This is a genomic window from Arthrobacter sp. 10N418 (assembly GCF_056394725.1).
In genome coordinates, this window is record NZ_JBFTIK010000002.1 from 199489 (window position 1) to 220291 (window position 20803).

Consider the following 20803-nt stretch of genomic DNA (forward strand, 5'->3'; position numbering starts at 1 on the left):
CTTTGCGTGCGCGTTATTAGGCGTGCCCGCGCACGGTCTGGCAGCGTTACCAATCCCGCAGGAGACTCAGCAATATATGACAGCCTTGGCCACTGAAAATTTCCGCGAACAGCTTCTGAGCCGCCGCTACGAACCTAGCGTCGCAGCCGTCAACGAGTTGTGCGACACGCTCCAGGCCGCCAAAGCTGGCACCAATGTCCCCTATGTGGACCCCATGCACGACGTCGACGAGTGCCGCATCATCAGCCTGTACTCCAACATCGGAACCGCGGATGAGTCCGGCTTCATCACCGCCGGCGACGACGAGGCGGCCACTCGCATGCTCGGCGTCCAGTGGAAGCTGGGCCTGCGCCCCGAGTTCGTCATGCCGTGGAACGTGCACCCGTGGCACGTTCCGGGCGAGCCCAACGGCAAGTTCACGCCGGACCAGATTTCCGCCGGCCTGAAGCCGTTGCTGAAGTTCCTGGCCTTCGTGCCCCGCGCCTCCGTGATCGTCGCCCACGGCACCGAAGCCAACCGCCTCGCGAACCTGCTCCTCAAGACCGAAGTGCCCATGATCTGGCGCCGCGGCCTCAAGACCTACAAGGTCCGCTCGCTCAGCGGCCGCGCATTCGCGGGCACCCCGGCCCGCCAGGAGCAGTACCTCGAAGAAATGCACACGGCGTACACCGACGCCATGGCCCGCACCGGTCTCGCGAAGACCAACTAGTCCCCACCCACCCGCACCGCCTAGCACCGCACCGCAGCGATAACCAACGACGACGGCGGGCGCCCACCGAAAGGTGGACGCCCGCCGTCGTCGTTGCTGTTGGAGGCGGGGAGGGTTAGTCCTTCGCTTCGATGGCCGCCTTGGCAGCGGGGTCGGAGTCGTTGAGGAACTTCTCGATCCGCTCCGGCTCTTCGGGTTCGCCGATCGCCGCCGAGGCGCGGCCCAGCGCATACAGTGCGCGCAGGAAGCCCCGGTTGGGCTCGTGGTCCCACGGGATGGGCCCGACGCCGCGCCAGCCGTTGCGGCGCAGCGAGTCCAGCCCGCGGTGGTAGCCGACCCTGGAGTAGGCGTAGGAATCGATGGTCCGGCCTTCTTTCCACGCTTCCTCGGCCAGGGTGGCCCAGAGCAGCGACGAGGTCGGGTGCTTTTCCACGAGATCCAGCGCCTCCTGGCCGGCATCCAGCCCCGCGTAGACCTCGGTCTCGGCAGGCAGGAGCGTGGGCTCGGGACCCATCAGGTTCCTGCGGAACTCGTCGGACACTAGAACGTCTTGCCGGTGGAGCCGAGCTGCTGGGCTGCCTCGACGACGCGGGCCGCGAGGCCGGCCTCGGCGGAGGCGCCCCAGACGCGGGGATCGTAGAGCTTCTTGTTGCCGACCTCGCCGTCGACCTTGAGCACGCCGTCGTAGTTACGGAACATGTGGTCTACCACCGGACGCGTGTAGGCGTACTGGGTGTCAGTGTCGATGTTCATCTTGATGACGCCGAAGGAGACCGCGTCGGCGATTTCCTTCTCGGAGGAACCGGAGCCGCCGTGGAAGACGAGGTCGAACGGGTTGGCCTTGCCGATCTTGGCGCCCACCTGCTCCTGGATGTCCTTGAGGATCTCCGGGCGCAGCTTGACGCCGCCGGGCTTGTACACGCCGTGGACATTGCCGAAGGTCAGGGCGGTGATGTAGCGGCCGTTCTCGCCGGAGCCGAGGGCATCGATCGTGGCGAGTGCATCTTCGACCGTGGTGTAGAGCTTGTCGTTGATGGCGTTCTCGACGCCGTCTTCCTCGCCGCCGACGGTTCCGATCTCGACCTCGAGGATCATCTTTGCGGCCGCGGTGCGCTCGAGCAGTTCACGGGCAATGCGGAGGTTTTCCTGCAGGGTCTCGGCGGAACCGTCCCACATGTGCGAGTTGAACAGCGGGTTCCGGCCGGCCTTGACCTCGGCCTCGGACGCGGCGAGCAGCGGGAGCACGAAGCCGTCCAGCTTGTCCTTGGGGCAGTGGTCCGTGTGCAGGGCGATGTTGACGCCGTAGTTCTTGGCGACCTCGCGGGCGAAAGCGGCGAAGCCGAGGGACCCGGCCACCATGTCCTTGGTGGAGGCGCCGGACCAGTAAGCGGCACCGCCGGTGGAGACCTGGACGATGCCGTCAGACTCGGCCTCAGCGAAGCCTCGCAGGGCCGCGTTGAGCGTCTGGGAGGAGGTGACGTTGACCGCCGGGAACGCGAAGCCGCCCGACTTTGCGCGGTCGATCATCTCGGAGTAGATCTCTGGGGTTGCAATGGGCATGCTGACTCCTCGTCGAAAGCAGTGGTAGCTACATGGCTATCTACATCCTAGCCACGTGCGCCCCGGAGCCGAATACGTGAAGCCGGGTCCCGGAAATGTTCCAGGACCCGGCTTCAGGCCAGGCAGAGAGTGTTACGCACTGCCCGTGGGGTGTCGCGCGGCTACTGTCCGGCGATGCTTGTCGCGAAGCGGACGGTCATGCTGCCGACGCCGGTGACGTCGTCATAGCCCGGCGCTGTCGCAAGCGAGGTGTCGTTGTCGGTGCCGACCAGGTAGCTGGCGCCGCTGACCGGACTGGAGAAGACCATGGCCTGGGGGCTGGACTGCGGCGCCACGTCCCGCGCTCCGGAGTTGCCCTTCTTCGCCGCCGCGTAGATGGCCGGGTTGGCGAAGCCGACGGTTTTTCCGGTCGCGGACTGTGCGATCGCCATCTGTGCCGCCGTCAGCGGGCAGGCCAGCGAGGTTCCGCCGTACCCCGTCGTCTCATAGGAACCGGTCTTGAGGACGTGGTCGTTGGTGATCGGGCTGATCCCCACCTGGTAGCCGGTGTAGGGATCGGCCAGGGAGGCGACATCCGGGGAGACCCGGTGGCCGTTGGCCAGCGCGGCCGGGACCGTGCCCTGCTGGTAGTCGGGCTGAGCGAACACCGCGCTTATTCCGCCGCCGGCGCCGAAGCGGAACGCACCCGGCTGGGCACCGGCGTAGCTGAGACTGCCGTCGGGATTCGGGACGATCCGGTCGCGGGTGGTTCCCCAGCCGGTTTCGAACAGGTAGTCGTTATTCTTGCCGACCGCCAGGCTGGTGCCGCCGACGGCCGTGACGAACGGCGAACTGGCCGGGAAGTCCGGTGACGTGTAGCCCAGGCTCGCCTTCTCGTCGCCGTTGTCGCCGCTGGAGAAGTAGAGACCGATGCCTTCGCCCGCCGCCTGAAGGTGAATGTTCGCCATGCCCATCAGCGCGTTCGGGGAGACCGCCTCGCCGACGTAGCCGTAGCTGTTGCTGACAATGTTGCTCAGCTTCTTATCCAGGATGGTGGACATCGCGACGTCGAGACCAGCGCCGCAGTTGTTCCCTCCGACGTAGAGGATATTCGCGGCGGCGGCGAGTCCGTGCACGGCCTCGACGTCGAGTGTCTGCTCACCCTGCCAGCCGCTGGGCTGCCCGCACAGGGCCTGGTCCATGAACATCTTGGAGTCGGGCACGATCTGCTGGTACTGGCCGGTCTTGAAGACCGGGAGACCGTTCTTCTGCGAATACGTGTTCGCGTCCGATTCGATGCTCGGCGAGGCATAGGCGTCGATGATCGCCACAGTCTGGCCCGCCCCGGCCGTCGATGAGGCCGTCACCCCGTAGGCGCCCTGCAACTGGGACGGGGTGTAGCCGCAGATGGCGGTGCCGAAGCTCGTTGAGCCGTACGCCGCCGGAACGGTGACCTTGTTCTGTTGCCAGTAGTTCGAGCACGGCGCATCAACCGGCGCGGGGCCGACGGGCTTGCCGGACGGCTGGGCCTGGTCCGAGGATCCGTCCGGGGTTGCCAGCGAGGGGCGGGTCAGCAGCCGTCCCTGGTCGACGGAGATCGCCTGGACCTTGGCGGCGAGGTTTGCCGGCAGGGAGGGCGCGGAGGCTGGGCCGATCAGGCTCTGGCCCTGGAAGGAATACGTCTGCTCGGTCGTGCTGAACGCGGCATTGATCTGGGAGACCGTACCGCGGAAGACCACGTAGAGGCCGCTCGCGGGGACCGAGGTAATGACCATCCCCTGCGCCTTCAGGTATTCAACGACCCCCGTGACGTCAGCCTTGGCCGGTCCGTACTTGGCGATCCAGTCCGGGGGCGACAGGTACTTCTGGTACTGGGGATTGCCCGGCGTGGACACGGCCGTCGCAAACGCCTGGGCCGCTCCGGCGTCGGGGAGGTTCAGGTAGATCTCGCCCTCGACGGTCGTATTGCTCAGCGGCCTGCCGGTCTTGGCTCGGGAGCCTGCCCAAGGTGGCACTGAACCCGGAGAGTTGTTCGACGGCGGCGGCGTCGGCGGGGCGGCGACCGCGGCTGTTCCCGTCAGGCCGACGGCGAAGGCGAGCGATGTTCCAAGTGCCAGCAGGCGCGTGGCGCGCCGGGAATGCGAAGTTGAGACCTTCTTCATGAGACGTCTTCCCCTAAGCGGGCACCCTTTGCGCCCACACACGCCAGAGCCTAAACGGCAAAAACCGATCTGACTATAGGTGCCTCAGGAAACCATCTGGCCGAATACGTGCCGCCGGATCCAGGCGTGCATCGCGATGGCAGCGGCCGAGGCGGCATTCATGGAGCGTGTGGACCCGAACTGCTCGATCGACAGCGTCGCGAGAGCGGCCTCGTGGACCTCCGGGGTCAGGCCCGGGCCCTCCTGCCCGAACACCAGCACGCAGTCTTTGGGCAGCTCATAAGTCTCCAGCGGAACCGAGTCCGGGAAGATGTCAATCCCGATGATCGCCAGCCCCTCCCCCTGCGCCCAGGCCACGAAGTCCTCGACGGTGGGGTGGTGGCGGACGTGCTGGTAGCGGTCGGTGACCATGGCCCCGCGGCGGTTCCACCGACGTCGGCCGATGATGTGCACTTCCTTGGCGAGGAACGCATTCGCCGTGCGGACCACGGTGCCGATGTTAAGGTCGTGCTGCCAGTTTTCGATGGCGATGTGGAAATTGTGCCGGCGTGAGTCCAGATCCGCCACGATTGAGTCGTGCTTCCAGTACCGGTATTTGTCCACCACGTTGCGCCGGTCCCCGTCCGCCAGCAGGTCCGGGTCCCAGTGGTCGCCCTGCGGCAGTTCGCCTTCCCAGGGGCCGACGCCGACTTCCGCTTTCGGCTCCGTCCCGCCGTCCGCGGGACGGGGGGCTTCGCTGGAGGTCTCGGGTTCAGTCACCACTCAACATTAGACTTAGGACGCAGGAAGCGGCACATCATCGGCGGAGGACATCATGGCGGAGCAAATGGCGGATCAAGCGGCGGACCACAGGGCAGGTTCAGACGACGTGCGCTCATCGGCCTCGGTGTACCGCAGCGGCCAGGAAATCGAATGCTGGCTGACGGACATGGACGGCGTCCTGGTCCATGAGAACCAGCCCATCCCGGGCGCCGCCGAGCTGATCCAGCGCTGGGTGGACACGTCCAAGCGGTTCCTGGTCCTGACCAACAATTCCATCTTCACGCCGCGTGACCTCGCCGCCCGGCTGAGCTCTTCGGGCCTGGAAATCCCGGAGGAGAACATCTGGACCTCGGCCCTGGCCACGGCCCAGTTCCTCAAGGACCAGGTGCGGGGCTCGGACTCCGGCAACCGCGCCTACACGATCGGCGAGGCAGGGCTCACGACGGCGCTGCACGAGGCAGGGTTCATCCTCACCGACCAGAATCCGGACTTCGTGGTGCTCGGCGAGACCCGCACCTACTCCTTTGAAGCCATCACCATGGCGATCCGCCTGATCCTGGCCGGCGCCCGCTTCATCGCCACGAACCCGGACGCCACCGGCCCGTCCAAGGACGGCCCCATGCCGGCCACCGGCGCCATCGCGGCGCTCATCACCAAGGCGACCGGCCGCGAACCGTACATTGTGGGCAAACCGAACCCGATGATGTTCCGCTCGGCGATGAACCAGATCGACGCCCACTCGGAGACCACGGCCATGATCGGCGACCGCATGGACACCGACATCATCGCCGGAATGGAAGCCGGGCTGCACACGGTGCTGGTGCTCAGCGGCATCACGCACCGGGACGACATCGCCGCGTACCCGTTCCGGCCCAACCAGATCCTGAACTCCGTGGCGGACTTGAAGAACCAGATCTAGCCGACGGCCCGCCGGTTCGGTCGCCTGCCGGTTCGGTCGGCGAGGGTTCAGAGGGCCGTCCGCTTCCCGCCGCCGGCCGGCAGGGGGAAGAGCTCGTCCTGCAGTTTGTCGATGATGGGCCGGTAGACGGACGGGCTCCAGCCCGGGCTGGCGTGCTCCGGCCGGGCGCCGTCGGTGCGCAGGTTGTCGGAGGCCATGTTGGCCTGGAAGGTCAGGGACCACGAGTCGCGGGCGGTCTCGTAGTCCACGGTCTTGTCCCGGGGATTGCCGATGAAGGCCATCTTGGTGGCTCCGAGCATTCCCACGAACCGGCTGGAATCGAAATGGTAGATGTAGGCGGACTCGGACTGGATCAGCACACTTGAGGGCGCGATCGGGGACAGCTGCTCGAGGGTCTGGTCCAGGATCTGGCTCCAGCTGCGCTCGTCCTTGTGCAGCATCCGCTCGCCTAGCTCGTAACCGCCGCGCAGCACCGACGGGAACCGGAATCCGCTCTCGTAGAGGAACACCACCCCCTCGAACCAGCTCTGGTCCAGGACATCGTTCCTGCTGGCCGGGCTGGAGTCGAGGAGGATGAGGGCGACTTCGACGCCATGGAGTTCGCGCAGGCGGGCGGCCACCTGCGTGGCGACCATGCCGCCGAAGCTGTGGCCATAGAAGTAGAGCGTGGTCAACTTGTGGGCGCGCACATGTTCGATCACGGCGATCACGATCTTGTCGATGTCCAGCCCGTCGTTGGAGTACCCGACGGCGGCAAGCTGGCCCCTCCGGTTCAGCGACCCGCGCAGGGCGTTCAGGATCCATTGGGCCTCCTCCCAGCTCGTCTTGTAGCCGGGAAACAGGATCCAGCTCGCGTAGGGGAAATACCGTTCGGCAACGTCGTCCGGGACTGTGAGGATCTTGTTGACGCGGCGTTCTTCCTGGACCCTCCGGGTGTAGAGCATGTCCGCGGCGAGCAGCGAGGCGGACCCCGCGCCGATCAGGAAGGTCCGCCGCGAAAACCTCTTGAGGTCGACGGCGTGCCGAAGCAAACGGGCCTCGGCAGGGCCGGGCCCGCGCCCATCGTCTGCTTCCGTCGTACGCGGCACATCCCTACCGTATCCACAGCCGGGCAGCTATCAGAAACGGATCAGGTTCAGGCGCTACTGGCTGCTCATGGGTCCCTTTAGCTCTCTCATCCGTCGGATGGCCTTGCGCCTGCTCGCGAAAGAGTTACGACGATCGGTGCGCGGCAGATCAAACGTCGGCGGAGGCGCGTAGATGCAGGTTTGGGACTAGGCAGGTTCGGGCTCGGCACGAACTTCGCGCCGGCTTATCTCAAGGCCGATCTCGTCGTAGGTTGCCAGAAGTTCCGTGCGGGCCATGTCGGCAGGGTTGTCGAGCATGCCGAAGACCGAGTCGCTGGCCTCCAGCAGTTCGTCGTCGGAATATCGGGTGAGCGGACGCGTGCCTGTGGTGTCGACGGAGGCCATGAAGTCGCCGGACAGATCGAGCGTCTGCAGGACAAGGGCGGAGTCGTTGCGGTGCGGATTCAGCTCCAGGGAGACCCCGGACCCGGCCGTGAACCCACTGGAGAGGTTGAGCCCACTGGAGATATCGGCCTGGATAGACCCGCCGTCGACCGCGTTGAGGTCGTTGCGGAGGCCCGACAGCGCCGATGACTCCACGAAGGCGGCCCGGCCGAGGTCGACGCGGATGTGGGAGGTGATGCCCATGCGCCGGACGCGCTGGATGGTTTGCACCAGGGAGGGTCGGGAGTGCTGCGTGAGGCTCCCCCGGACATCGATCCGGACAACATCGGACGTGATGTCGAGTTTGACATGGGCTTGCAGTGTCTGGTCCATAGGTACTCCAAAAAAGGGTGTCTATGGCCGACGGCTCAACCTCATTCAGCGTAACGGCGGCAAAGGGCCCGCACAAGTCATAGACTGCTGCCGGTTCAGACCGCCTCTTTGCGGTTCGGTTCTTCGAAGTGCGTCCGCGTCCCGGCGCCACCGACAGACTGCACCAGCGATGCGGCGATTTCCCGCAGCTTCACGTTGCCGTTGCTGGACGCATCGGTGAGGATGCGGACGGCGGTTTCCTGGTTGCAGCGGTTCTGCGCCATGACGATCCCGATCGCCATGTCGATGATGGTGCGTGATTCGAGCGTGGCCCGCAAATTCGTGGCACTGTCGGTGTGCAAGGAGAAGCGCACTGCCAGGCGCAGCGCCTGGGAGATTTCGCGGGTGTAGCCGCGGGCACGGGCGGCGACATCGCCGTCGAACTTGCGCGGTACGTCCGAGTACAGGTTGAGTGCCGCCTGGGCTTCACCCTGGAGATGGAACGGGACAGACAACACCGAGCGCAGCCCGTGCGAAGCAACGGCGTTGGCGTAGTCAGGACCCCACCGGTCTTCATCGAAGAGGTCCGGGACATAGACTTCCCGTTCCTCCTTGGCAGCCGTCAGGCAGGGGCCCTGGGACAGGGAGTACTGGATCTCGTCGACTTCCCGGGCGGAGTCGCTGCTCCAGCCGATAGTGGCGGCCTTGCGGTCCCTCAGCAGCGTGATCCCGCACAGTGCGTCATCGCCGGAGCCTGCAACCTGGTGCGCGGAAAACCGCGCGAGCTCGTTCAGGAATTCTTCGAAGTCCGCGCTGTCCAGGATCAGGTTCTGGATCTGGTCGACAGTACTCAGCGCGGATTCAGTGCTCAGGATTTCTCCAACACTTAGGGACTGATCGGACGGGAGCATGGCGCGTGTTCTCCAGGTGCAGGAACTGACGGGTATTTAAGAAAATGGTAGGTCACCGTCCTGCACCCGTCCACACGTGTCAGCCGCAGGTGAAATCGCTAGCTCAGGCCGAGCTCGTCCTTGCCGAACGCGAAGAGGTAGGGGACGCCGGCCTCAGCCTCGATTTTTTCCTTCGCACCGGTGTCACGGTCCACGATCACGGCGACGGCGACCACGTTGCCGCCGGCCTTGCGGACGCCCTCGACGGCGGTCAGCGCGGAGCCGCCAGTGGTGGATGTGTCTTCCAGGACCAGGACGTTGCGGCCCTCGACCGGGGGGCCCTCCACCTGGCGGCCCATGCCATAGGACTTCTGCGTTTTCCGGACCACGAAGGCATCCACCGGACGGCCCGCATCCACGGCTGCATGCATGACGGCTGTGCCCACCGGGTCTGCCCCCATGGTGAGCCCGCCGGCGCATTCAAAGCCGATCCCGGCGTCGTCCATCATTGCGAGCATGACCTGGCCGACCAGTTTGGCGGCCTCATGGTGCAGGGTGATCCGGCGCAAGTCGATGTAATAGTCGGCCTCGGCACCGCTGGAAAGGATGACCTTGCCGCGCACAACGGCCAGTTCCTTGATCAGTTCCAGAAGTCGGGCGCGGGCGGCAGCGGTGGCAGAAGCAGCGTCAAGGGTGGCAGTCATGGGACCCAGTTTAGTGTCTGGTCCGCGGTGGTTCCGCAGATCATCCACGACGCCGATACCCTGCCCGCGAACGCGGCTACCCGGCGATGGCCACCGTCAAAGGCCTGATCGAGTACTTCGCCACGCACGGCTGACCCCATCGACTGCTCCGTAACCGCCCTTTTGGAGGCTCTAAAGGGCGGTTTTGGAGCAATCGACGAGGGGGGTGGCTGGCCCTTGCCTCTTGCCTCTTGCCTCTTGCCTCTTGCCTGGCTAGGGTTGCGGCCGCGGCCCGGCTCGGCGGGCGAATGCGGGCGCGTGTTCGGGGCGGGGGCCGAAGGCGATGAACCGCGGGACAATGCTGCGGACGGCCGGGACGTGCCGCGCCGCGTACAGCAGTGCAGGAGGCACGCCGGACCGTTTGCCTGTCATGAGGGGCGAGAACAGCACGCGGTGCATGATCCGCTGGACGGCCTGCACGACGACGGTGGGCATGCGCCGCCGTCGTTCCACGCATTCCAGGTCCTCAGCGCTCACCTGGCCGCGCAGCAGCGCGGGGGCGAGGCATTCCGCTGCGGCCACGGCGTCCTGGATGGCGAGGTTGATGCCGACGCCGCCGGCGGGGGACATGGCGTGGGCGGCGTCGCCGATGCAGAGCAGGCCGTTGATATGCCAGGAGTGCAGCCGGTCCATGCGGACGTCGAGCCAGTGCAGGTCCTCCAGCGAAGTGATGGCATCCACGCGGTCAGCGAGGTCCGGCCGGAGTGCCGCGATCCGTTCACGGAACCGGCCAAGGCCCTCGGACCGGATTCTGGCGTCCGTACCCTTGGGTGCGAGGTAGCCCATTTGGTAGTAATCGTTCCGGAACAGGGCCAGCAGGGCCTCCCCCTGGCCGAACGCCGGCACCACGCCCGCGACCTGGCCTTGCTCGGAGGCCTGGCGGGGCAGCCTGAACCACCAGGTGTCAAACGGGACCGGGAACACTTTCGGCGCCAGTCCGGCGGCGGCGCGGAGCACGGAGTGGCGTCCGTCCGTGGCGATGACGAGGTCGGCCAGGAGCTCGTCCTCGGTCCCGTCCGGGGCCCTGAAGCGGATGCCCCGGACGCGGCCGCCGTTGCGGACCAGTCCCGTGGCGGTGTGGCTCATCAGCAGTGTGAAAGCGGGCTCCTGGGAGGCGGCATCGGCCAGGAAATTCAGGAAGTCCCATTGCGGCATCATGGCCACGTAGTTGTAGGGCGGGCGGAGGGCGTCGAAGTTGCCCATCGTGACGGGCGGTCCGCCGGACACGGGGAAGGCCACGTTGCTCAGCCGGCTTTGCGGGAGGCGGCGGAATTCCGCCCCGAGGCCGAGCTCGTCAATGAGGCGGATCGTGGAGGCGTGCACCGTGTCGCCGCGGAAGTCCCGGAGGAAGTCGGCGTGTTTTTCCAGCACCGTCACGTTCACGCCGGCGCGTGCCAGCAGCAGGCCGAGCATCATCCCGGCGGGGCCGCCGCCCACCACCGCGCATCCGGTCTTCTCCATGGGCCCACCGTACGCCTGCGCCCCGGGACGCAAAATACCCGGTCCCGCGGGAGGGGTTTTCGCGGCGGTTTCAGACCGGTGCTGCGGTTTCGGACCGGCGCGGCGGGGACCCGCGCAGCGCCAGTCCGAAATCGTAGCGGAGAGCGGAAACCTGTGCACCGGACCGCCTCCGGGTCAGAGCCAGGTCACCACCGGGTCAGGGCCGGGTCAGAGCCTGGTGTCGAAGGACCCGCAGAATACGTTCTCGTTGAACGTGCCCTGGAACTCCGATTTGCCCTGGATCTTGTCGATGGTTGCCCGGATGGCCTCGCGGGTGCCCGCATGGGCGTGGATGGCCGTCTTCACCATCGGCACGTCAATGAGGTGGTTGGGCTGGTTGAGCGAAACGAACACGGTGGGGACCTCGGTGACGTACCACGGGATCTCCGCCGCCATCGGCGAGGACCACTTGATCCGGATCGCCGCTTCCTGCGCGAAGCCCAAGACGCAGGCGAACACGAACGCGGCGTCATACTTGTCCGCATAGTCGCCGGTCGCTTCCTCGGAGATGATCGACATGAAGTTCACCCCCGTCTCCCCCGCAGCTTCGCGCTGCTCCGCTGTCTTGAACAGATGCACTTCGAAGCCGGCCCTTTCCAGCTCCTCCTTGACAGTGTCCAGGTAGGCCAGGGGGTCAGCCCGGGTGAAGTCCGAGCCGCCGGAGATCCCGTACAACCGGATGCGCTTGTGCGTCTCCGCCGTAATGGGCAGGTTGTGGGCCGTGTCCTTGACCAGAGTCACGGTCTTGTCCGCGATTTCCGCGGCAACAGCACGGTGGGCCGCACTGCCGATCACCTGCAGCGCCTCGACCGGCGGGACGAGGGATTCCCGTGCCGCCTTGTGCAATCCGAGCGACGCCTTCAGGCCCAGGATCCGGCGCAGGGCGTCGTGCAGCCGCGAGTCCGTGATGACCCCGGTTTTGTACCCCTCCAGCATGTACCCGAAGTCCTCTGCCGGGTTCCGGAAGAAGAGGAACATGTCGCAGCCGGCCGCGATGGTCGCCGGGACGAGGTCCCTGCGTTTCATGGCCTGGGTCAGGCCGACCATCTGGGAGGCGTCGGTGAGGACGAGCCCGTTGAAGCCGAGTTCACCGCGGAGCAGGTCCTGCAGGAGTTCCGGCGACAAGGTGGCGGGCAGGATGTCAGAGTCCGCCATGCCGGGCCGGAAGTGCCGGGAGAGCTCCGGCGCGCCGATGTGGCCGATCATGATGGACTGCACGCCGTGGCCGATCATCTCCCGGTACACATGCCCGTACGTCTGGTTCCACTCCTCGAAGCCGAGCGTGTTGTAGGACGTGACCACGTGCTGGTCGCGCTCATCCATGCCGTCACCAGGGAAGTGCTTCATGGCGCACACGGTGGGCGATTCGCTGATGCCGTCGAAGTACTCCTTGGCCCGTTCCACCACGATCTCCGGGGTGTTGCCGAAGGCCCGGGTCGAGATGACCGTGTTCCGCCAGTTGTAGTGGATGTCCACGATCGGCGCGAAGGCCCAGTTGCAGCCCAGCGCGGCGGTTTCCACACCCGCCACCTGCCCCATTTGGCGGGCGATGGCCTTGTCCGGGTGCGAGCCGGCCTGCAGGTGCGTGGACACAAACGTTCCATCGTCACAGCTTCCGGCTCCCCCCATCTCCGGATTGGAAGCCACCAGCAGCGGGATGCGGGTCTTGGACTGTGCGTACCGGATGTGTTCCTGGACCGCGGCCGAGGGGCCGGGCCGGTACCGCATGCCGCCCACGTGGTACTGCGCCAACACTTTGTCGAGGTACTGCGGGGAGTAGTCGTTGTTGTGGTTGATGAAAAGCTGGCCGATCTTTTCCTCGAGCGACATGGAGCCGATCGTGGAATCCACCCAGGCGACGGCGTCGTCGTCGAGGTTGAACGGCGCCGCCCGGAGGTCGACGTCGAACTGGCGCGGTTGGGTGCCGGCGGCACCGACGGCAGTGCCGGCCACACCGGCGATGCCGGCCAGCGCCTCGCCGACCACCTGGTCGACGGCGTAACCGACGTCGACGACGACACCGGCTTCGTCGGCCTCGAGCGGTTCCAGCGCTGCAAGTTGCGAATCAAGCAGCGCCGGCGGCATGAAGTGGCCGGAGCGGCCTTCGATCCTGCCGCCGAGGACGTCCCTGCTGCCGTGCAGGTGCAGGAAGACCGTGTCCGGCGCCTGGGCGCGGATGGCGTCCCGGTAGCTGCGCTTCAGCGCGGAGCAGGCCAGGACCAGGCCGGCGGGCCCTGCCGCGGCAAGCCCGGCGCCCACGGTGGCGAGCCACGGCCAGCGGCCCGCGTCCGTGAGCGGACTGCCGGACGCCATTTTGGCCACGTTTTCGACGGGGTGCAGTGAGTCGCCGTCAAGGAACGGAACGCCTAGTTCGCGGGCTACGAGGTCCCCGATCGTGGTCTTGCCGCAGCCGGAGACGCCCATGACCACGACCCGTGGCTTGGCCGGTCCGCCGGCTGTCGGGGAAAAGGGTTCGTTGCTCATTACCAGTCGTGGACCGTTCCGTCGACGAGCCGGTTGTACGGCAGGTAGGCCTGCTGGTACGGGTACGCCGCTGCGGCTTCCTCGTTGAATTCGACACCGAGGCCGGGCGTCTCGCCCGGGTGCAGGTAGCCGTCCGTGAACGTCATGGACTGCTCGAAGACCTCATTGGTCGCATCCGAGTGCTGCATGTATTCCTGGATCCCGTAGTTATGGATCGCCAGGCCCACGTGCAGCTGCGCGGCGAACCCGACCGGGGAGATGTCTGTGGGCCCGTGGAAGCCGGACTTGACCTGGTACTGCGCGGCGAAGTCCATGACCTTCTTCAACGGCGAGATCCCGCCAAAGTGGGTGGAGGCGGCCCGGACGTAGTCGATCAGCTGCTCTTTGATCAGGGTCTGGAAGTCAAAGACGGTGTTGAAGACCTCCCCGATGGCCAGCGGGGTCGTGGTGTGGGACCGGACCAGCCGCAGCGCGTCCTGGTTTTCCGCCGGGGTGCAGTCCTCGAGCCAGAACAGGTCGTAGGGCTCCAGCGCCTTGCCCAGTTTCGCGGCCTGGATCGGGGTCATCCGGTGGTGCCCGTCATGGAGCAGCGGGATCTCCGGGCCGAACTCGTTCCGGACCGCTTCGAAAACCGTGGGCAGGTGCCGCAGGTAGGCGCGGGTGTCCCAGTCCTCCTCGGCCGGGAACGCCCCCCGGCCGGCCGGCTCGTAGTCATACCGCTCCCCCGAGGCCTGCGCCTGCGCCGCGACACCGTAGACAGCCTTGATCCCGGGCACTGCGGTCTGGATCCGGATCGACTTGTACCCCAGCTCCAGGTGCTCACGCACCGAATCGAACAACGCCGGAAGATCCGCCCCCGAAGCGTGGCCGTAGGCCCGCAGCCCGTTCCGGGACGCCCCGCCCAGCAACTGGTACACCGGCATCCCCGCCAACTTGCCCTTGATGTCCCACAACGCCATGTCCACCGCGGCAATCGCGGCCATCGTCACCGGACCCCGGCGCCAGTAGGAGGACCGGTACAGGAACTGCCAGGTGTCCTCGATCCGGTGCGGATCCTTCCCGATCAGCAGCTGCGCAACATGCTCCTTCAAATACGCCGCCACCGCCAGCTCACGGCCGTTCAGCGTCGCATCCCCGATCCCGGTCACACCGTCCTCCGTCGTGATCCGGAGGGTGACGAAGTTACGGGACGGGCTTGTCACGAAGACTTCCGCGGCAATGATTTTCACAAGGTTCCTTTCGAGCGGGGCTCGGCGTTCGAGCGAAGGTCGGCATTCGTGCGGGACTGGGCGCCGGGGCGAAACCAGCCGAGGAGGCTGGTTACCAGGTCCAGGACCTGCGGATCCTCGGCCAAACCGGGATCCACCAGTGTGAGCAGCGCAGCCAGCCGGGGCTGTCCTGCCAGGGTGCTGGCTGCCGTCACCTCGGCCGCCAATGGGTCCGCAAGCTCGGGGGCGGCAGCGGCGAAGTCCACCCAGGCGGCGAGCATCAGGGCCGCAGCCGCGCCGGTCCTCCCGGCGGCCCGCTCGGCGCGGAGCACCGGCAACGCCCGCATGCGCAGTTTGGTGGTTCCGTCCATGGCGATCTGCGCCAGATGATGCGCAATCCGGGTGTTGCCGAAGCGCTCGAGCAGCGCGGCGCGGTACTCCGGGATGCGCAGGTCTGCACCTTTGGCTTCTGCCGCTGCCAGATGGGAGGAGGCTTCGTCCCAGAACGCCTCCACTGCAGTGCGGCAGGCGTCGTCCCCCAGGGCCTGGGCCACTGTCTCGTGGCCGCGAAGCTGGCCGGCGTAGGCAAGCAGCGAGTGTGCGCCGTTGAGAAGCCACAGTTTGCGGTTTTCGTAGGGTTCGATGTCGTCCACAAACAAGGCCCCGGCATCTTCCCAGCGCGGACGCCCGGCAGGGAAGTCCCCGGACAGGACCCAGTCGCGGAAGGGCTCGGTGACAACGGGTGCCTCGTCCAGATAACCGCAGGCGGCGGCGACGGCGGCAACATCGGCCTGCGTGGCACGGGGCGTGATGCGGTCCACCGAGGTGCTGACAAAGCTGACCTCGCTGCGGATCCAGGCCGCCAGCTCCGGATCGGATTCCTCGGCCAGCCCCAGCAGGGCCTGCCGCACGACGCTGCCGTTGTCGGGGAGGTTGTCGCAACTGACGACGGCGACCGGTCCCGCCCCGGCAACCCTTCGCGCGTCGAGCGCGAACGCCAGCCGCCCCAGCGGCGTGGATGGTTTTTCAGTCCTGGCCGCTACTTCCCGCGCCCCGTAGGCGGCCTCCGTGATGGTCAGGGTGACTATGGCCGTCCGCGGCGACGCCACAAGTTCGGCGAGCCGGTCGAGGTCGGCACCGTCGGCGGCCTCGACGATGCTGCCCATGAGCTCGAAGTCGTCGCCCTGATCCGAGCGCACCAGCAGCGTATACAGGCCGTCCTGCGCCGTGAGGACATCGGCGGCATCCGGGCGCCGGCCGGTGAACGAGGAGATCCCCCATTCCCCGGCGTCGCCGGCGTGCTGCGTGTACCACGCCTGGTGCGAGCGGTGAAAGGCTCCGAGGCCCAGGTGCACAATGCGGATCGGGGCTTTGGGCGCGGTCCGTGCCGTGCGCCCCAGCCGCGGCAGTGCATCAGGACGTGGGGATGCCGTTTCCGGCGGTGTTTCAACGGGATCGGCGCTCACAGTTTAAAGACCCTTCGGGGGGACGAATCGACGACGTCGACGATGAGCTCATGGGCGCGGTCCTCGCTGACCCGGTGCTCGGCCACGAGACGTGCCAGGAACGAGGCCTCGATCCGCCGGGAGGCGTCATGGCGGGCCGGGATGGAGCAGAAGGCCCGCGTGTCGTCGATGAAGCCGGAGGATCTTGAGAAGCCTGCGGTCTCGGTCACGGCGGAGCGGAACCGGAGCATCGCGTCGGGGGCGTCCAGGAACCACCACGGAGCGCCGAGGTACACGGACGGGTAGAAGCCCGCCAGTGGTGCCAGTTCGCGCGAGAAGACGGTCTCATCCAGGGTGAAGAGCACCAGATGGAAGTCCTTGGCCGTTCCGAAGTCCTGCAGAAGGGGCCGGATGGCCTCGGTGTAATTGACGGCGACGGGAATGTCGTGGCCTGTGTCGGCACCGAAGGCGCCGAAGGTGGGTGCGTGGTGGTTCCGGAAGGAGCCCGGGTGGATGGTCATCACCAGCCCGTCGTCCACGGACATCCGCGCCATCTGGTACAGCATGTGGGCTTCGAACTGGTCGCGGTCCTTCGCCGTCGCACGGCCGGAGAGGGCGCGGTCGAATAGCCGGGCCGCTTCACCGGCGTCGAGCTTTACGGTGGAGGGCGTTAGCACCCCGTGGTCCGCCGAGACAGCACCGTGCTCCACAAAATAACGCCGGCGGTTCTCCAGCGCGTGGAGGTAGCCGTCGTAGCCGCCGGCGCCGTCGCCCGCTTCCCCGATCAGGCGGTCCACGTTCGCGGACCAGTCCGGGTGGGCGATGTTCAGGTACGCATCCGTCCGGAAGGTGGGGAGGACTCGGCCATGGAAGGTGGGGTCCGCCGAAATCGCCGCGTGGCTGGCGAGGTCGGCCAGGGGATCGTCCGTCGTCGCAAGCACTTCGATATTGAAGTCCTTGAACAGCTGGCGCGGCCGGAAGCCCGGTTCCCGGAGCCTGGCGGAGATCGCATCGTAGCTTGCGTCCGCGGTCTCGGCGCTGATTTCCTGCTCGAGGCCGAAGACGCTGTGGAACTGGGTGCGGAGCCAGTAGCCGGAGGCGGTGCCGTCGAACAGGGGCCACGCCGCGCAGAATTCCCGCCACACGCTGCGGGAATCAGGAGCCGTTCCCGTCTGCCCGTCCAGCCGCGCCTGCAAGCTGTCGAGGGGAACGCCGCTGGAGTGGATGAGCCGGGTGACGTAGTGGTCAGGGCTGACGAGGAGGGCTGCGGGATCGGGGAACGGGATGTCCTGTTCGATGACCGCCGCGTCCACGTGCCCGTGCGGGGAAATGATGGGCAGATCCTGCACCCGTTCCAGCAACGAACGCGCAATACTGCGGGTTCCGGGATCCGCGGGCAGGAGCCGGTCGGGGTGTGCGGCAATCGACTGTGACATAGATCAATGATTGTGAATCCGGCAATCCGGTGTCAACCGGTTGCCACAAATTGCCAAAACGTTGCCATGCGGTGGAATCCTGCGGTCGGGATGCGACAGCCGGATGTCCCTTAAGCGCGTTCGGCCGGCCGCCCGGTCCCGTCAAGGGACCCGGCGGCCGGCCGAACGCGCAGCAAACCCCTACGTGGCGTCCGCTGGCGCGTGGGCCTTGAGCCCGGCCAGAGCGGCCGTGCGCCGAAGGTAGTCAAGATTGCCGGCAGTCCGTTCGCCGAGCGGGAGCTCGGTGGAGAAGTCCTCCACGGTGACCCAGTCGTCGTAGCCGACGTCGGCAAGCGCCTGGAAGTAGGCAAGGACGCTCCCCTGCCCTTCGGCCAACGGCGCCCATTCGTTTCTCCACACCGCGGCCCCGGACTCGTCCCTCTCGTCCTGCCGGACCCAGCGGGCGTTCTTGACATGGATGTGGGCCAAGTACGGACCGAGCAGCTGGAGGGCCGGCAGCGGATCCTCCCAGCCCTCGATGACCAGGTTGCCCAGGTCATGGATGACACCCACGTGCCGGGGGTCCAGGCCTTCCAGCAACCGGCGGGCGGCGGAGGCCGAGGACGTGATGGTGCCGTGGTGCAGTTCCACCAGCGCCTTCACGCCATGGTGCTCCGCGCGGGCCGCGACCCATTCGTAGTGTTCGCGGGTTGAGTCGAACAGCTGGGGGTATGGGAGGCCGCTTGCCGCCTGCCCGCCCATTGTTGAGTTGCCCAAGGGCAGCACGTTCACCCGGACCTGCCGGGCGCCGAGGGCCGCGGTGGCAGCCAGGATGCGTTCGACCTGCCCATGGTTGTCGCACCGGGCATAGCCCCCGAGCCCTGAATACTCAAGGCCCGCCGCGCGGGTGAGCCTGACAATCTCCGGCAGGTTCTCCTCAAGCCCGGTCATGGGCCACGTGGCCAGGTTGCCGGCCCAGAACCCTGGCTCCGGGGAGTCAGCCTGGTCCGTGACGCGCCATTCAATGCCGTCCCAGCCCTGCGCCGCAAGCGTCGATGCAGCCTCCGCGGGCGACCAATCGGGGGTGGAGGCCGTGAAAACCGAGAACTTCATGCCGATACCTCTTCCAGTGCGGACGCGGAGTCGGCCGGCCCGTTGCCGCCCGTCCGCACGTCGACGTCGTCGTATCTGCCGGCAAGGACCTCATCGATCAGCACCGGCTGCCCCAGGGTGGCGGACACGTAGAGCGCGCGGACGGTGGCCAGGGCGGTCACCGCATCCCTGACCGTGACTCCGGCGGGCCGCCCCGCACGGATGGCATCGACTATGTCGCGGTACTGCCGGACGTGGCCCGCCGGATAGACGGTGGGATCCAGGGACTGAACGGGCTCGTCCGGGAACTTGGCGAGTTCGTCGGCTGCCTGGTTGCCGGCGCCAAGGAGGCCCATATCGCTGCCTTCGCCGCCGGCGTCGGCTGCGTGGAAGTACTCGAGCTGGTCACCGTCGATTACTGCCGAACCCTTGCTGCCCATCAGCTGCAGCCGGACGGTGAGCCCGGGGTAGGCCGCGGTGGTGGCATGCACGACGGCGAGCGCGCCCGATTCAAAGGTCACAGTGGCCACGGCGGTGTCCTCCACCTCGACGCCGTCGTGAGCGAGCAGGGCGGTCTTCGCGCTGATCTCCACAGGACGGCCCAGGAACCAGAGCAGCAGATCAACGGTGTGGACGCCCTGGTTCATGACGGCACCGCCGCCGTCCATGGCCCAGGTGCCGCGCCACGCGCCGGAGTCGTAATACGCCTGGCTGCGCCACCAGCTGACGGAAGCAATCGCCGACGTGAGCGTGCCGAAGCGACCCGCGCGGCGGGCCAGGTCGACCGCGCGGCTGGCCGGGTCGAAGCGGTGCTGGCTGATCACGCTGGCCACAAGGCCGTTGGCTTCCGCGGATTCCGCGGCCGCCAGGATCTCCTTGGCCCGGCTCAGGTCCACGTCCAGCGGTTTTTCGATCACGACATGCTTGCCGGCGGCGAGCACCTCAAGAGCCTGCTGGATGTGCAGTCCGCTCGGAGTGGCGATGATGACCAGGTCCACCGGCGCGCCGGCGAGAGCCTCGGAAAGGGTGCGGAACGTCCTAGGTCGTTGCGCACCCTGGTCTTCGATGGATGAAGCGAGCGCATCCGCCGCGTCGTCGACCTCGTCGATCAGCGCCGTCACCAGCAGTTCCGGCAGCTCGCGAACCACGGCTGCATGCGTGCGTCCTATGACGCCGCACCCGGCGATGGCGACCCGGAGGGGCTCATCGATTCGCTGTGCCTGCTGGGGGTTTTCCTCTGGCGTGCCCATGTTCTCCCTGCTCATTTGGTGTGTACTCCTGTGTCACTGAGGACCTTGGCGAAGGCCCGGGCGGCAATTCCGAACGCCGTGGGGCCAGAGAATCCGCCGAGGCCATGGGCCCCGGCGAGGTGCGGTTCCAGGCTGGCGAAGCCTCGATAACCGTCGGCTTTCAGAGCCTCCACCGTGCGCAGCAGGTCGCCGTCTCCTTCTCCGGCCGGCACCACGGAAGCATCGGCAAACAGTGCGTCCTTGACCTGCAAGTACTCCAGGTGGGGGCGGAGCTTCGCATAGCCTTCATCGAACGGTTTCACGCCCACCTGGACGAAGTTGGCGGCGTCCCAGGCCACCTTGAGCGCCGGCGAACCGACGGTTTCGATGATGTCCAGGACGCGTTCCGGGATGTCGCCGAAGATGTCTTTCTCGTTCTCGTGCAGCAGGACGACGCCGGCTTCCTCCGCCACCGCGGCCAGTGCCCGCATCCGCTCGATGACGGCGTCGCGAATGCTGCCGACCTCCACGCCCTCGCCGTAGTAGAAGGAGAAGATGCGGATGTAGCGGGATTCCAGCGTCCGGGCCGCAGTGACGGCCCGCCGGAGCCGGCCGACCTCATGCTCGATGGGAAGGGAGACATCAACCTTGCCGATCGGCGAGGCGATCGCGGAAACGCCCATGCCTGCGGCATCGAGCAGCGCCTTCAGTTGCTGCAGCTGCCCCTCATCGAGGTCCACAATGTTGGTCCCCCACGCGCTGCGCACCTCGATATGGTTCGCGCCCAGTGCCTGCAGCACCGCAATCTGGATTTTGGGGTCGTCGTCGATTTCGTCTCCGAAGCCCGAGAGGTCCCATTCGACGGCTGGCGAGTCAGTCATGG

Annotated in this window: 18 protein-coding genes; 2 read left to right on the forward strand and 16 right to left on the reverse strand. The window is 66.8% G+C overall.

The window, feature by feature from the left end:
• Positions 1 to 76 precede the first annotated feature (76 nt).
• Complete coding sequence (locus AC1DCZ_RS02315) at positions 77 to 709, forward strand: uracil-DNA glycosylase family protein (protein ID WP_476973233.1); 633 nt, start codon at positions 77 to 79, stop codon at positions 707 to 709.
• Positions 710 to 824: 115 nt separating this feature from the next.
• On the opposite strand, the gene AC1DCZ_RS02320 is transcribed toward AC1DCZ_RS02315, so the two are convergent.
• From AC1DCZ_RS02320 to AC1DCZ_RS02335, 4 genes are all read right to left on the reverse strand, one after another.
• Complete coding sequence (locus AC1DCZ_RS02320) at positions 825 to 1250, reverse strand: DUF3151 domain-containing protein (protein ID WP_476973234.1); 426 nt, start codon at positions 1248 to 1250, stop codon at positions 825 to 827.
• Positions 1250 to 2269, reverse strand: a complete 1020-nt coding sequence (fbaA, locus tag AC1DCZ_RS02325) for a class II fructose-bisphosphate aldolase (RefSeq protein ID WP_476973235.1) — start codon at positions 2267 to 2269, stop codon at positions 1250 to 1252. Before fbaA ends, AC1DCZ_RS02320 begins: the two co-directional genes overlap by 1 nt.
• Positions 2270 to 2430: 161 nt before the next feature.
• Positions 2431 to 4410 (reverse strand): S53 family peptidase, encoded by a 1980-nt coding sequence (locus AC1DCZ_RS02330; RefSeq protein WP_476973236.1) that lies wholly within the window; start codon positions 4408 to 4410, stop codon positions 2431 to 2433.
• Between the two features lie 84 nt (positions 4411 to 4494).
• A complete protein-coding gene (locus AC1DCZ_RS02335) occupies positions 4495 to 5169 on the reverse strand; it encodes a TrmH family RNA methyltransferase (RefSeq protein ID WP_476973237.1) in 675 nt (224 codons plus the stop codon).
• Positions 5170 to 5236: 67 nt separating this feature from the next.
• Between AC1DCZ_RS02335 and AC1DCZ_RS02340 the strand changes: the two genes are divergently transcribed.
• Complete coding sequence (locus AC1DCZ_RS02340; protein WP_476894408.1) at positions 5237 to 6091, forward strand: HAD-IIA family hydrolase; 855 nt, start codon at positions 5237 to 5239, stop codon at positions 6089 to 6091.
• 47 nt (positions 6092 to 6138) lie between these two features.
• Here AC1DCZ_RS02340 and AC1DCZ_RS02345 read toward each other — a convergent pair whose 3' ends face one another.
• The 12 genes from AC1DCZ_RS02345 to AC1DCZ_RS02400 all read right to left on the reverse strand — a co-directional run bounded on the left by AC1DCZ_RS02345 (position 6139) and on the right by AC1DCZ_RS02400 (position 20801).
• A complete protein-coding gene (locus AC1DCZ_RS02345; RefSeq protein WP_476973238.1) occupies positions 6139 to 7179 on the reverse strand; it encodes a thioesterase domain-containing protein in 1041 nt (346 codons plus the stop codon).
• Positions 7180 to 7365: 186 nt separating this feature from the next.
• A complete protein-coding gene (locus AC1DCZ_RS02350) occupies positions 7366 to 7935 on the reverse strand; it encodes a hypothetical protein (RefSeq protein WP_476973239.1) in 570 nt (189 codons plus the stop codon).
• A gap of 95 nt (positions 7936 to 8030) precedes the next feature.
• Entirely contained in the window at positions 8031 to 8825 is a 795-nt protein-coding gene (locus tag AC1DCZ_RS02355; protein ID WP_476894413.1) for a GAF and ANTAR domain-containing protein, read from the reverse strand.
• A 98-nt stretch (positions 8826 to 8923) separates the two neighbouring features.
• Positions 8924 to 9508: an orotate phosphoribosyltransferase gene (pyrE, locus tag AC1DCZ_RS02360; protein ID WP_476973240.1), complete on the reverse strand. Its 585-nt coding sequence runs from the start codon at positions 9506 to 9508 to the stop codon at positions 8924 to 8926.
• A gap of 252 nt (positions 9509 to 9760) precedes the next feature.
• The gene (locus tag AC1DCZ_RS02365) at positions 9761 to 11008 is read right to left on the reverse strand and encodes an FAD-dependent oxidoreductase (protein ID WP_476973241.1); all 1248 of its coding nucleotides are present in this window, start codon (positions 11006 to 11008) and stop codon (positions 9761 to 9763) included.
• Between the two features lie 207 nt (positions 11009 to 11215).
• A complete protein-coding gene (locus tag AC1DCZ_RS02370; RefSeq protein WP_476973242.1) occupies positions 11216 to 13531 on the reverse strand; it encodes a gluconokinase, GntK/IdnK-type in 2316 nt (771 codons plus the stop codon).
• Entirely contained in the window at positions 13531 to 14760 is a 1230-nt protein-coding gene (gene manD, locus AC1DCZ_RS02375; protein WP_476973243.1) for a D-mannonate dehydratase ManD, read from the reverse strand. The genes AC1DCZ_RS02370 and manD overlap by 1 nt, the downstream gene beginning before the upstream one ends.
• The gene (locus AC1DCZ_RS02380) at positions 14757 to 16205 is read right to left on the reverse strand and encodes a mannitol dehydrogenase family protein (protein WP_476973244.1); all 1449 of its coding nucleotides are present in this window, start codon (positions 16203 to 16205) and stop codon (positions 14757 to 14759) included. The genes manD and AC1DCZ_RS02380 overlap by 4 nt, the downstream gene beginning before the upstream one ends.
• Entirely contained in the window at positions 16202 to 17620 is a 1419-nt protein-coding gene (gene uxaC / locus AC1DCZ_RS02385; protein WP_476973245.1) for a glucuronate isomerase, read from the reverse strand. The genes AC1DCZ_RS02380 and uxaC overlap by 4 nt, the downstream gene beginning before the upstream one ends.
• A 180-nt stretch (positions 17621 to 17800) precedes the next feature.
• On the reverse strand, positions 17801 to 18712 hold the full coding sequence (locus tag AC1DCZ_RS02390; RefSeq protein WP_476973246.1) for a sugar phosphate isomerase/epimerase family protein: 912 nt from the start codon (positions 18710 to 18712) through the stop codon (positions 17801 to 17803).
• On the reverse strand, positions 18709 to 19941 hold the full coding sequence (locus AC1DCZ_RS02395) for a Gfo/Idh/MocA family protein (RefSeq protein WP_476973313.1): 1233 nt from the start codon (positions 19939 to 19941) through the stop codon (positions 18709 to 18711). Before AC1DCZ_RS02395 ends, AC1DCZ_RS02390 begins: the two co-directional genes overlap by 4 nt.
• A gap of 11 nt (positions 19942 to 19952) precedes the next feature.
• Entirely contained in the window at positions 19953 to 20801 is an 849-nt protein-coding gene (locus AC1DCZ_RS02400; RefSeq protein WP_476973247.1) for a sugar phosphate isomerase/epimerase family protein, read from the reverse strand.
• Positions 20802 to 20803 lie beyond the last annotated feature (2 nt).

Bases quoted from the DNA above. Each gene is read 5' to 3' on its own strand.
- uxaC (WP_476973245.1), bottom strand. From the start codon at position 17,620: ATGTCACAGTCGATTGCCGCACACCCCGACCGGCTCCTGCCCGCGGAT.
- AC1DCZ_RS02350 (WP_476973239.1), bottom strand. From the start codon at position 7,935: ATGGACCAGACACTGCAAGCCCATGTCAAACTCGACATCACGTCCGAT.
- AC1DCZ_RS02330 (WP_476973236.1), bottom strand. From the start codon at position 4,410: ATGAAGAAGGTCTCAACTTCGCATTCCCGGCGCGCCACGCGCCTGCTG.
- AC1DCZ_RS02370 (WP_476973242.1), bottom strand. From the start codon at position 13,531: ATGAGCAACGAACCCTTTTCCCCGACAGCCGGCGGACCGGCCAAGCCA.
- AC1DCZ_RS02355 (WP_476894413.1), bottom strand. From the start codon at position 8,825: ATGCTCCCGTCCGATCAGTCCCTAAGTGTTGGAGAAATCCTGAGCACT.
- fbaA (WP_476973235.1), bottom strand. From the start codon at position 2,269: ATGCCCATTGCAACCCCAGAGATCTACTCCGAGATGATCGACCGCGCA.
- AC1DCZ_RS02400 (WP_476973247.1), bottom strand. From the start codon at position 20,801: ATGACTGACTCGCCAGCCGTCGAATGGGACCTCTCGGGCTTCGGAGAC.
- AC1DCZ_RS02365 (WP_476973241.1), bottom strand. From the start codon at position 11,008: ATGGAGAAGACCGGATGCGCGGTGGTGGGCGGCGGCCCCGCCGGGATG.
- AC1DCZ_RS02315 (WP_476973233.1), top strand. From the start codon at position 77: ATGACAGCCTTGGCCACTGAAAATTTCCGCGAACAGCTTCTGAGCCGC.
- AC1DCZ_RS02340 (WP_476894408.1), top strand. From the start codon at position 5,237: ATGGCGGATCAAGCGGCGGACCACAGGGCAGGTTCAGACGACGTGCGC.
- AC1DCZ_RS02390 (WP_476973246.1), bottom strand. From the start codon at position 18,712: ATGAAGTTCTCGGTTTTCACGGCCTCCACCCCCGATTGGTCGCCCGCG.
- pyrE (WP_476973240.1), bottom strand. From the start codon at position 9,508: ATGACTGCCACCCTTGACGCTGCTTCTGCCACCGCTGCCGCCCGCGCC.
- AC1DCZ_RS02395 (WP_476973313.1), bottom strand. From the start codon at position 19,941: ATGGGCACGCCAGAGGAAAACCCCCAGCAGGCACAGCGAATCGATGAG.